The sequence below is a fragment of the Peribacillus sp. N1 genome (assembly GCF_054600815.1).
Genome location: NZ_BAAHZO010000004.1, coordinates 492,068 through 504,270, shown reverse-complemented (window position 1 = coordinate 504,270; position 12,203 = coordinate 492,068). Strand labels below are relative to the sequence as shown.

Annotated in this window: 12 protein-coding genes; 3 read left to right on the top strand and 9 right to left on the bottom strand. The window is 40.5% G+C overall.

The window, feature by feature from the left end; genetic code table 11:
- Window positions 1-63: 63 nt before the first annotated feature.
- The 3 genes from ACYP5M_RS18350 to ACYP5M_RS18340 form a co-directional block, all read right to left on the bottom strand.
- Window positions 64-885, bottom strand: a complete 822-nt coding sequence (locus ACYP5M_RS18350) for a carbohydrate ABC transporter permease (RefSeq protein ID WP_459735366.1) — start codon at window positions 883-885, stop codon at window positions 64-66.
- A 14-nt stretch (window positions 886-899) separates the two neighbouring features.
- Window positions 900-1,778, bottom strand: coding sequence for a carbohydrate ABC transporter permease (locus ACYP5M_RS18345; protein ID WP_459735365.1), 879 nt, complete (start codon window positions 1,776-1,778; stop codon window positions 900-902).
- Between the two features lie 115 nt (window positions 1,779-1,893).
- The gene (locus ACYP5M_RS18340) at window positions 1,894-3,192 is read right to left on the bottom strand and encodes an extracellular solute-binding protein (protein WP_370016414.1); all 1,299 of its coding nucleotides are present in this window, start codon (window positions 3,190-3,192) and stop codon (window positions 1,894-1,896) included.
- 165 nt (window positions 3,193-3,357) lie between these two features.
- On the opposite strand from ACYP5M_RS18340, the gene ACYP5M_RS18335 reads away from it, so the two are divergent.
- Together ACYP5M_RS18335 and ACYP5M_RS18330 are read left to right on the top strand one after the other, a co-directional pair.
- Complete coding sequence (locus ACYP5M_RS18335) at window positions 3,358-4,551, top strand: ROK family transcriptional regulator (RefSeq protein WP_434168622.1); 1,194 nt, start codon at window positions 3,358-3,360, stop codon at window positions 4,549-4,551.
- Window positions 4,552-4,788: 237 nt separating this feature from the next.
- On the top strand, window positions 4,789-6,402 hold the full coding sequence (locus ACYP5M_RS18330) for a glycoside hydrolase family 43 protein (RefSeq protein ID WP_434168621.1): 1,614 nt from the start codon (window positions 4,789-4,791) through the stop codon (window positions 6,400-6,402).
- Window positions 6,403-6,715: 313 nt separating this feature from the next.
- Here the strand turns inward: ACYP5M_RS18330 and ACYP5M_RS18325 are convergent, their stop codons facing one another.
- The 5 genes from ACYP5M_RS18325 to ACYP5M_RS18305 all read right to left on the bottom strand — a co-directional run bounded on the left by ACYP5M_RS18325 (window position 6,716) and on the right by ACYP5M_RS18305 (window position 10,480).
- Complete coding sequence (locus ACYP5M_RS18325; RefSeq protein WP_402940645.1) at window positions 6,716-7,669, bottom strand: ABC transporter permease; 954 nt, start codon at window positions 7,667-7,669, stop codon at window positions 6,716-6,718.
- A complete protein-coding gene (locus tag ACYP5M_RS18320; RefSeq protein WP_101225767.1) occupies window positions 7,669-8,601 on the bottom strand; it encodes an ABC transporter ATP-binding protein in 933 nt (310 codons plus the stop codon). The genes ACYP5M_RS18325 and ACYP5M_RS18320 overlap by 1 nt, the downstream gene beginning before the upstream one ends.
- Window positions 8,602-8,938: 337 nt before the next feature.
- The gene (locus ACYP5M_RS18315) at window positions 8,939-9,172 is read right to left on the bottom strand and encodes a hypothetical protein (protein ID WP_101225766.1); all 234 of its coding nucleotides are present in this window, start codon (window positions 9,170-9,172) and stop codon (window positions 8,939-8,941) included.
- Window positions 9,173-9,221: 49 nt separating this feature from the next.
- Window positions 9,222-9,716: a GNAT family N-acetyltransferase gene (locus tag ACYP5M_RS18310; protein WP_459735364.1), complete on the bottom strand. Its 495-nt coding sequence runs from the start codon at window positions 9,714-9,716 to the stop codon at window positions 9,222-9,224.
- Window positions 9,717-9,829: 113 nt separating this feature from the next.
- Window positions 9,830-10,480, bottom strand: a complete 651-nt coding sequence (locus ACYP5M_RS18305) for an HAD family hydrolase (RefSeq protein WP_459735379.1) — start codon at window positions 10,478-10,480, stop codon at window positions 9,830-9,832.
- Window positions 10,481-10,773: 293 nt separating this feature from the next.
- Here ACYP5M_RS18305 and ACYP5M_RS18300 point away from each other — a divergent pair, with 293 nt between their 5' ends.
- Window positions 10,774-11,571 carry a peptidoglycan-binding protein gene (locus ACYP5M_RS18300; protein ID WP_101225763.1) on the top strand — a complete coding sequence of 266 codons (798 nt, stop codon included), beginning with the start codon at window positions 10,774-10,776 and terminating at the stop codon, window positions 11,569-11,571.
- 92 nt (window positions 11,572-11,663) lie between these two features.
- Here the strand turns inward: ACYP5M_RS18300 and ACYP5M_RS18295 are convergent, their stop codons facing one another.
- Window positions 11,664-12,197 (bottom strand): GNAT family N-acetyltransferase, encoded by a 534-nt coding sequence (locus tag ACYP5M_RS18295; RefSeq protein WP_452445493.1) that lies wholly within the window; start codon window positions 12,195-12,197, stop codon window positions 11,664-11,666.
- Window positions 12,198-12,203: the final 6 nt, after the last annotated feature.

Sequence of the window (12,203 nt, the reverse complement as noted above, 5' to 3'; positions counted from 1 at the left end):
TAAATAAAAAATCACCCACCGTTTATCGATTCGCTTCGGTGTGGTGATTTATTTTATCGCTCTTTATCCTTTCACGGCACTCGAAGAAATCCCTTCGACGACTTTATTGCTAAAGAAGACGAATGCAAGCAATATCGGTAGGATACTAATGATTAATGTAGCCCCGATTGCCGCCCAGTCCGTCATATATTGCCCGATGAAGTTTTGGATGCCCACTGTCAGCGTTTTATATTTATCTGAACTTATAAACGTATTGACGAATACGAATTCATTCCAATTATAAATCATATTGATAATGACGGTTGTGGACATGACCGGTAACGTCATCGGAAGAATGACCTGGAAGAACATCCGGTGGACAGAACATCCATCTATGATGGCTGCCTCTTCTATTTCAACCGGCAAAGTATAGTAGAACCCAAGCAGGATCATCATGGTGATGGGCAAGTTATAAGCCGTATACGTTATAACGATCGACCATGGATTATCAATCAGATTAATATTTAAGAACATGCTGAATAAGGGGATTATTGCGGAATGAATCGGGATCATCAGGCCAACCATGAACAATCCCAACACAAGCTTGCTTAATTTCCACCTCATCCGTGAAATGGCGAAAGTGGCCATGCTCGCTAATAAAACGGTAAGAATGATCGCTATGCCTGTAATCCAAATACTATTCCAGAAGTAAACGCCTATACCGCTTTCCCAAACCTTCACATAATTTTCCCATCTTAATTCAGCTGGCCATGCAAACGGAGAACCTGAGAAGATTTCACGGTTATCCTTTAAGGAAAACAGGAATAGCCAAATGACCGGGAAGATTTGAAAAACAGCTACCAGCGTTAATAAGAGATAGAGAAAAAAGTAACCCACGCGCCCCATTATGTAACCCTCCCTTAGTATTGGATTTCTTCTTTTGTCGCTGTAACTTTACGGACGAAGACCGTCACGATCAGGGTGATGATCAATAACAAAAAGCCAACTGCACTGCCAAAGCCGAAGTTATTGCTCGAGAAGGCCAGCTTATACATGTAGGATGCCATGACCTCACTAGATCCGTTCGGTCCGCCGCCAGTCATTACGTAAATCAGGTCAAAGTATTTCAAGGATCCGACCACAGCCAATACTATGGTCACCTTAACCACACCCATTATTAATGGCAATTTGATTTTGCAAGCGATTTGAAAACTGGTTGCCCCATCGATTTTTGCCGCTTCCACCAATGACTCAGGTATGTTTTTCAAAGCTGCATAATAAATCAAAATATAAAAACCGGCATATTGCCATAAGATCGGGATGAATATCGCATAGAGCACAATAGTTGGCTCCGCCAGCCATGCCGGGGGATTTTCGACCCCGATTGCCATAAGCAGACTATTCAACATTCCGTTCGTCGGGTTAAACACCTTAATCCAAAGCTGAGCTATCGCAACTGAAGACAAAAGCATCGGAATCAAATATATTTTCCTTAATAGATCGGATCCTTTTATTTTTGAAGCTAACACAAGTGATATTGCTAAATAGATCACTAAACTGAGTGTAGAGAATATCGCCAGCAAAAAGGAATGCCAGGCACTATACCAAAATTTATCGTCTTTCAATGCTTCGGTGTAATTTTCCAGCCCAATGAATTCCATGGGGCCGATACCATCCCACTTCATCAATCCATAATATCCCGTTAAAAATAATGGGATGAATATGAGTACAGCGATTAATAAGAGTGCAGGAAGGACGTACAAGGCTATAATCCACTTATTGGACATTACTTTATTCATAACCATTCAACCCCATCGTTATAAAAAGTTGAAAAGGACCATCCATCATCAAGGATATGCCCTCCTCATGTTTTGACTAAGATTACATAAAGTGAAATCAATTTCTATCAATCATTCATTCTTTCGAAAGGGCCTCTTCATGTTCTTTTGCGAATTTTTTCGGTGTTACTTCCTTACCGAACAAAGCCTGGATCATATCCAAGTGGACTTGCGCTACATCTGAATTCATTTGAACGTCAGCAAATAATGTGATATTCGTTGCTGCATTCAATTCATTCAACACATCCACATACATTTGCGGTAGATCCAAAGACTCGGCATCCACTTTAGTTGCGGGAATCACGCCTGCTTTAGTCACGGATTTTTCTCCCCATTCTTTTACGAAGAATGATGTAAATGCCTTCGCTTCTTCTTTTACTTCCGAATCCTCTGCAACGAATAACCCAACACCAGGTCCGCCAACGAAACTGTTCATGTCCCCTTTCCCGTCGACTGTCGGAAATTTGAAATAGCCTACAGAATCTCTGAATTCTTGGGGAACCCCTTCATTTGTCGTGTAATTGGGCAAGTCCCAAGTAGCGATCAAATACATCGCTGCCTGTTCGTTCATGAACATGCTTTTAGCTTCCTCATCGGATAAACCGTTAAAGCCTTTCACGAAAGCATCCATATCCACAAGGTCCTGGACTTTTTTCGCTGCCGAAACCAATGCAGGGTCTTCAAAAGAGCCAGATCTATTGATTGCATTTGTCAATACGTCTGAACCGCCCATGCGATCAGCCAAATACATATACCATAATGAACCTGTCCAACGGTCTTTATTTCCAAGTGCGATGGGTGCCACTTCCTTGTCGGATAGCGTTTTCACTACCTGTTCGAACTCTTCATACGTTTTGGGCACTTCAAGGCCATATTTTTCAAATATTGCTTTGTTATAGAATACATTCGCAACATTCAATTCCAAAGGGAGACCATAGGTTTTACCATCGATTGCGTAAGCCTCTGCAGTTCCTGATACGAAACGGTCTTTAAGATCCCCTTCCAATAAATCATCCAGAGGGGCAAACTTCTTGCCGTTGACATAAGGCTCCAAGAACCCTGCTGCCCAGGTCATCCCCACATCCGGTAATTCATCAGAAGTGGACAGTACTTTTAATTTATCTTTATATTGCTCATTACTTAGTACCTCCAGGTCGATTTTCACATCAGGATTTTCCTTTTCAAAATCCCCGATGATCTCTTTTACAATCTGATTATGCGTTTTAGAACTTCCTTCCGGCCATAAATGCATGAATTTAACCACTTTTTTGTCATCAGAACTTGCTTTTTCAGTACCCGAGCCTGAACAACCTGAGATTAATAAAATAGATGATATAACGGCAAATAATAATGTAAACGCTTTCTTTTTGCCCACTCCTAACCCTCCCCAAGATATTAAAATATTGATTATTCTGTTTTTTGAGCTTATTAATAGATTATCAAACAACACATCGTTTGTCTAGTCGACAAACAAAGTTTGTAATCGTTTTATAAAATGCTACAATGTAATAAAGTCTAAAAAAACGAAGGTGAAAATCGATTGAATAAAACTTGGAATCAACATGTAGTCAAGGAAGGAAATAAATCATTAGTTCTGCAAACCATCAAGGATCGTTCGCCCATTTCAAGAGCTGATATTGCCGCCCACACCGGTTTGAACAAAGGGACTGTTTCTTCCCTCGTAAGTGAACTGCTGGAAGAACAGTTCATCTATGAATCTGGACCAGGCGAATCAAGCGGTGGCAGGAGGCCAGTCATGCTGCTCTTTAATCAGGCAGCTGGATATTCCATTGGTATCGATTTAGGCGTCAATTATTTACTGGGGGTGCTAACAGATCTCGATGGGAATATCTGTCACGAAAAAACTTTGAAATTCAATGAGCTATCATTCGAAGAACTTGAGATCAAATTGTACGAAACCATCGATCACCTCATCTCTTCTGCACCGCAAAGTCCATACGGTATCGTAGGAATTGGAATTGGGGTTCCGGGAACGGTCAGCACAAACGGAAAAATCTTGCTTGCACCTAATCTCGGTTGGAAAAACATCGATTTACAATCATTGATGCAAACGAGATACAGTCTTCCTGTCATCGTTGAAAACGAAGCGAATGCTGGTGCTTATGGGGAGAAAAAATTTGGTGCCGGCAAGGATTTCAACAATATTGTCTATGTAAGTGTTGGAATCGGGATAGGCGTCGGCCTCATTCTTAATGATCAGCTCTACAGAGGAAATAATGGACTTTCAGGTGAATTGGGCCATATGACGATCGATATACACGGTGCGGAGTGCAGATGTGGAAATGTAGGATGCTGGGAATTGTATGCATCGGAACAATCCTTAATGAAACAAGCCATTCGTTTAGGAATAGCCCCACCTGCAGACGAGGAGCTTTCCTTGGAAAGTTTATTGTCTCTTGCGGAAGATGGAGATTTGAAAACCATTCACTTATTTGAATATATCGGTGACTATTTAGGCGTGGGCATCAATAACATCATTAATATCTTCAATCCCCAGCAGGTCATCATAGGCAATCGGATGGCTTCTGCGAAACAATGGCTGACTGATCCATTAAACAAACGAATGGTCAATCAAACACAATGGTTTCACCAAAAAGATTTACGAATAAATTTTTCAGAGCTATCGACCCATTCAACAGCTTTAGGGGTAGCCGCATTTTCCGTCGAAAACTTTTTCAAGGATGATATTCCGAATATAGAGGCGATACTCTAAAGATTACAAACCCTTAAATTTGAATAGGAAACTGTCCTGCAGGGAATCGTAGTGAATTTTGCCCATCTTAGATATTCCACAGATATCACAACTCCCTCCCAGGGATGGTTTCCTATTGAAAAAAGGACCATGCAAGAAAAAGAAAGCGCATACACTCTTTTGGATTGCCGCTCTGCTTATGTTATTCATTGCATTGCTATTATTCATAAAAAATATCAATATACGAGGTGGATTCCCATGACAACGATTCAAAACCCCATTTTAACTGGATTCAATCCCGACCCATGCATTTGCCGAGCAGGGGAAGATTATTATATTGCTGTTTCAACGTTTGAATGGTTTCCCGGTGTAGGGATTTACCATTCAAAGGATTTAAAGAATTGGCGATTGGCATCAAGACCCCTGAATCGGCTGAGTCAATTGAATATGATGGGTAACCCGGATTCCGGGGGGATATGGGCACCCGCTTTATCTTTTAGTGACGGGAAATTCTGGCTTATCTATACCGATGTGAAGGTTACAGAAGGTCAATGGAAGGATTGTCACAATTACCTGGTTACTTGCGATACCATCGATGGGGAGTGGTCAGAACCCATTCACATGAACAGCTCAGGCTTTGATCCATCACTATTCCATGATGATGATGGCAGGAAGTATTTCGTTAACATGTATTGGGATCATCGCGTCGGCAATCATAATTTTTATGGAATCATGCTCCAGGAATATAGTGTTGACCAAAAGAAACTTATCGGAAAAGCCGAAATCATCTTCAAGGGAACGGATATCAAACTGACGGAAGCCCCGCATTTATATAAAATGAATGGCCATTACTACCTGTTAACAGCAGAAGGCGGGACAAAATATGATCATCAAGCCACTATCGCCCGTTCAGAAAATTTACGGGGACCCTATGAAGTGCATCCTGAGAATCCATTGATCACTTCCATGCCATATCCCAGAAATCCGCTGCAAAAATCTGGACATGCATCCATCATTCAAACACATACAAATGAATGGTTTCTAGTTCATTTAACAGGCCGCCCATTACCTCAGGACAATCAACCCCTATTGGATCCAAGAGGATTCTGCCCATTAGGAAGGGAAACGGCCATCCAACGCTTGGAATGGAAAAATGACTGGCCTTATGTGGTTGGAGGCAATCAACCGTCCAAAGAAATTGAAGGCCCGGACATCAAGGAAGTAAAGTGGGAAAAAGGATATGAGGAAAAGGATGATTTCAATTTCAAGACATTGAATCAACATTTCCAAACCTTACGTATCCCACTTGGTGAGGATATCGTTTCACTAAATGACAACCCGGGACATTTACGTATATATGGCAAAGAATCGCTAACATCTAAATTCACACAAGCCTTTGTCGCAAGACGCTGGCAGCACTTTACCTTCACTGCAGAAACCAAAGTAGCTTTCAGACCGGATACCTTCCAACAATCAGCAGGGTTAGTAAACTACTATAATACGCAAAATTGGACATCCCTTCAGATTTCCTGGCACGAGGAAAAGGGAAGAATCCTTGAGTTCGTGACCTGTGATAACTTTTCTTTCGATCTGCCGCTTAAGAATAAGGAAATTGTCATTCCGCACGATGTCAACTATGTTTACCTGCGAGTGGATGTGAAAACGGCGATTTACGAATACTCCTATTCATTCGATGGCGAAACCTGGACCCTGATTCCTATCACATTCCAATCATACAAGCTCTCTGATGATTATATTCAAGGAGGAGGATTCTTTACTGGAGCCTTTGTGGGCATGCAGTGCCAGGATACATCCGGTCAAGGTCAGCACGCAGACTTCGATTACTTCATCTATAAAGAAAAGCATGAGTGACTAAGGTTTTAGGGGAAGAGCCTGACAAGGAACTCGACAAGCTTGGTAATTCTTTAAACGTGAAAACCCTGATTTTTTCGATTAAATGAACGACTGTCTCTTCGTAGACTACAGACTGAGTTATACCAGAGGTCCTTGGGATGGGGAATAACCACTTCTTCCCTCCCTGATCTCAAGAGAATAAACAATTTATATGTGGCAATAGCAATGCATACAAATCTTCCATTTATATTTCACTCTCGGCAATATTCATGGCCTCAATAAGAAAAAACCGAAATCAGCCACTGATTTCGGTTTTTCCAGTAAGGATTATTTAATTAGTGATATCTTTTTTCTGGAAGAAGAAGAAAGTTAGCGCTAAAAAGATAAGATAATAGATGCCGAGTACACCCATCGAGAATCCAAGTGTAGCTCCATCGAACATTTCTATGGTTCCGGAAATATAGCCCCTTAAATCAAGGTGGGGGAATAAGACAAATTTTAACCACTCGTATTTTCCGATGAATGATTGAATGACCATATTTAATGTCGAAGATGCAAATAGGATGAAAATGGATATCCCTACTGCAAGTGCTTGGTTTTTAAATAATGTGCTTAACATGAAAGCGATGGTCGTGATGACTAGGAATCCTGGTATCCAGTAAACGATCATGTCCACGAAATATTCGCCGACTACCACCGGACTGAATTCGAAAGATGCAGGATCCATGATTTTGTCTGAATACGAACCATTGCCAAAGAATATGATTCCGATTAGATAACTGAATATAAGCAGGCTCGCAAGTAGTAACGCTGCAAATAACAGGGAAGTAATATATTTGGAAAATAGGATCTTCCAACGTTTATAAGGCCTGATCAACAGTTGTTTAATGGTGCCATCGGAAAATTCAGAAGAAACGAGTGAGCTGCAAACTATAACGACGAATAAAGTGACAAATGATGTTAATGATGTAGTCCATTCAGCCATATAGGTCCAATTCGTGTTTAAGTCAGGGTTTATATTATCAGCCAACAGTTGCTTGTTGTAATTAATGTCTTCCATGATGGCGGCTTTTTCATCTTCACTGATTTCCTTAGCTTCCAAAGCCTTTTCCTGTTCTTGGATATCTGCGTTTAACTCTTGCTTCCAATCTTTATTCGTTTCGTCAGGACTTAGTTTATAATCGATGACCGCAGCCCCTAATGCTGCCAATAATAGAAAAGCGATGAATATATAAGTTGATACTTTTGAAAAGATTTTCATCCATTCATTTTTTACTAAGGACATCATACAGACTCCCTCATTTCCTGCTCAGTGATTTCGAAGAATTTATCTTCCAGCGATTTTCTGGTTATGCCAATTTCAAAGACATCCAGTTCATTTACATTAAAACTCCGGTTTATATTGGCCGTTTGTTCTCGGGTGGCCGATACGGAGATTGTCTTCGCACCATTTTTTAGAATCGTAATATCCGCAAACTGTTCTTGAAGGATTTTTTTAGCTAGCTTCCCATCACTGACAGTGAATGAAACTTCATTGATCGTTTCGGTTTTTTCATCAACAATATGTTCTTTCGTATGGATCAGTTTTCCCTTTTCGATAACGGCAAAACTATCACACATCAATTGCATTTCCGATAGTAAATGTGATGAAATCAATATCCCGACGCCTTCACTTGCCAGTACTTTCAAATAATCACGAAACTCGCGGATCCCTTGCGGATCCAAGCCATTCGTCGGTTCATCAAAAATCAATAACGACGGTTTATGTAAAATGGCCTGTGCCACTCCAAGGCGCTGGCGCATTCCTAATGAATAGGTTTTAACCTTCTTATCGATGGCATGATCCAGTTTGACAAGCTTAATGACCTCTTCTATTCTCTCAGTGGATATGTCATTGGATGACATTCGGGCATAATGCAGGATATTCTTTCTGCCTGTCATGTACTTATAGAACTCCGGGTTTTCAACAATGGCCCCCAATTGATTCATCGCACCTTCGAAATCATTATCCAGGTCACTGCCATTGATCATGACAGTACCGCCCGTACGATTGATGAGACCTGTGATCATACGGATGATCGTGGTCTTACCCGCTCCATTCGGACCAAGCAAACCGAATATTTCATTGCTTTTTATTTCAAAGCTAACATTGTCTACGATGGTTGCTTTTCCAATTTTTTTAGTTAAGGATTGAACCTTAAGAACCGATTCAGACATATAATACCTTCCTTTTTTATAAATTTCCAAAATCACACAAATTCAACATTACCATATTATGCATATTATTACTATACTGATATTCTTCCATTTGGATATAAACACCCCTTGAATCAGCTGCAATCAATAGATTTGAATTTTATGGTTTCCCGTTCTTGACCTTATTGTGAAATAACATCAAGCCTTCCGTCTGCGTCAACTTCCCGCCCCAATTATCCTAAACACTGCCATCACTTTTTTTCCTCGAAATAGCAACAACTCCTATATATCGTTACCATTTAATACGATTCCGCAAGAATAAAGTTTCAGGATTATTTAATCTAATAAGGAAAATTTTTCATAACTTAATCAATATATAGGTAAATCCGATAGAAATGGACAGACCCAATGCAAAAAGAAGGATTTTTCTAATAATGGAAGGTAAAAGCTTATATATCATCATTAAAACTACATCGATGAAATTCGTTGGTATGCCGATCTCTTTAATCTCTTTCTTTTTGCCAAAAATGGCGAACCACATTACAAAAAGACCGCATAAAATAAAAATGATGGAAAAAATCTTATATCCCATTGTCTGTCACCCGTTTCCTCATAGGCTAAACGATATTGTTATTATTATCTTAACTTTCAAGTTTCAAAATGAATTCTTCAACCTCTTTGCCTCTTGCATGGGAATAACCTTTGTCTTCATCAAATCTTTCAAATCCGCATTTCTCCAGCACCCTGATGGAACCAAGATTATCCTTGGCTGCGCGGGCATAAAGAGGGCGGACTTTTATTTTCGGCAAAAAATGGAGCAGTGCCCCTGTAGCGATCCCTTTCCCCCAATATTGCTTCCCGATCCAATAACTCACTTCCGGGTTACCAAACTGTTCAAACTTGAGAATACTGCCCGCAACACATCCGTTGTGGATTATGGTCATTTTTTGAATATCCCGGTTCGATAAGATGTTCTTCCAGTGTGTCAAAAAAACCGCCTTGTCTGATGGATCTTTAGATGTGAAGGCAGCCATATAGTTTGCGGCAGGATCCAATTGCTGCTCGAAAAAGATTGGAAGATCACTCTCATTGACCTCCCGTAGCCGGACTCCTTCGTCATTGATATGCAATCCCATAAACTCACCCTCCCCACCAAAATATAACTTTCATTAAAACCAGAAAAACCGAAGACTCTGCCATCTTCGGCTCGGTTTCATCCCTTTATCATACTATACTTTCCTTCGAACGCTTATTGCTCAATATGTTTTATGACGTCAGACAAGCTCTTATCCATCATGGAACGGAGGCGTAAATGATGATTTACAAAAGCTAAAGCTTCCGTCACGGGATTAGGAACGATCACACATTTTAAACCTGCAGTCAGGGCCGCTTGAAGCCCATTTAACGAATCTTCAAATGCTACGGCTTCTGTCGGCTGAATGGCCAGAACATCAATTGCCTTTACATACAAATCAGGCGCTGGTTTTACTTTCTCGACTTCATCCCCTGTGATAATAACTTCAAAATAGTGTAACAGTCCGAGTTCCGCCAAATGATGAGTGACCCACTCTTTTGTCGAGCTTGAAGCGAGGGCGATTTTATATCCATTTCTTTTTGCTTCTTCTAAATAATCCTTCACACCTTCACGTGCCTGTGATGTTTTCATCTTTACTTCATGGAGGCTTTTTGCTCTGGATTCAATTTCTTCAATATTACACCTTTCCCCCAACTGATCTTTAAAGTACTGATTAAGCTCAGTATTATCCGTTCCGATACATGTAACAAAATGTTCGAGGGGCAAATCAGATTCATAAAAAGCCATCGTTTCTTTATAAGCCTCATACCAAGCCGTTTCCGTATCTAAAATTAAACCATCAAAGTCGAAAATAACTGCCTTAATCAAATGATTTCCTCCTTTAACCTTAAAATAGAACTTCTATTAACTTAAACGTACATGAATGAATGCCCCTGTTCAACCAAACGGTTTCGGTCCATTTCCATATAAAGGTGATTTTTTCCATAATTAGTTAATCACTAAGGATATGGTAACCCGATGTCCGCCTCATTTCTTTTTTATATGTTACATGTTTTAACAATTACTTAGTGCCTTCGCGGTGTTTTTCCTTAACTGCGCCTAAAAGAGTGATAGTTTAACGAATGGTTTAATTGCAGGAAACAACGAGGAGGATAAACATGAAGAAAATTTTATTAACGATCCTAACGGCTTCTGTATTCATTCTAGGAGTTTGCATGCCAACAAAAGGCGAAGCCGCTGCTTTGGATCGCACACTTTCATTTGGGATGAGTAATAGTGATGTAAAACAATTACAAGAATTATTACTGACAAAAGGGGTTTTTCCCTATCATGAAGCAACAGGTTACTACGGACCGATTACAAAGGAATCCGTAAAGAAGTTCCAGGAAAAATCAGGGCTGAAAGTCGATGGAATAGCAGGAACACAAACGAATCAGAAAATACAGGTACTGAAAAGCGGGGATATGGGAAGGCCTGTAGCTGAACTGCAAAGGCTATTGAAAGCCTGGGATGTTTACTCATCAACGGTCGATGGCATTTATGGTTCAGGTACAAAGCAAGCCGTTATCAACTTTCAAAAGCAAAAGGGCTTATCCGCTGACGGTATAGCCGGTGCACGGACCATCAGTAAATTAGAAGAAAGAGCCAGTTCGGCAAGCTCAGCCGTTAAAGAACTGACGGTTACAAGTACAGCATATACAGCAAGCTGCGAGGGATGCTCAGGCACTACAAGAATGGGTGTCGATTTAGAAAAATATGATGATGCCAAACTGATAGCAGTCGATCCGAACGTGATTCCGCTAGGCTCCATCGTTGAAGTCGAAGGCTACGGACAAGCTATCGCTGCAGACACGGGCGGTGCGATAAAAGGAAACAGAATCGATGTCTTCATCGCGAAGGAAGCGGATGCTTTAACGTGGGGAAGAAAGCAAGTGAAGGTAAGAGTAATTAAATAATGCATGACATAAATATCGTTTTACTATAAAAATAGATACATAACCAAACCGGAAGAGCATGTAATGAATCCATTCATGCTCTTTCGGTCTGATCAAACCATTTTGTACATGATAATATCATCAACGTATTCACTTTCGCTCATCTTGAATTCTTTTATTTTACGGCCTTCTTCAACAAACCCCAGCCTTTTATACAATGATATTGCCCGATGATTAGTGGAAAAAACTCCTAAACTCACCTTCTCAATCAACGGATTGGCTTCTGCCCAATCCAATAACGCTTCAATAAGCTCCTTTCCCAATCCCATCCCTCTGAAATTTTTTCTGATCATCACCCCAAATGAGCCCTTGTGGGACATTCTCTTCCTATTCTCCGATTGAAAGGCTATCCATCCAACCACTTTATCATTCATTTCGGCCACGATGATGGTTTCCCGTTCATTTTCCAATAACCTTCGTATCCAATCTCGTTGCTGTTCATATGTTTTATTGAACTCCTCCGATACGGCAATAAAATACTCGCCTTCGGAAATAACGGAATTTTGCACATCCAAAACCGCTTCCGCATCTTCCAATACACCAGTCCGAATTCTATATGCAAGCCCATTATTTTTTATATCTGACATTCCAAT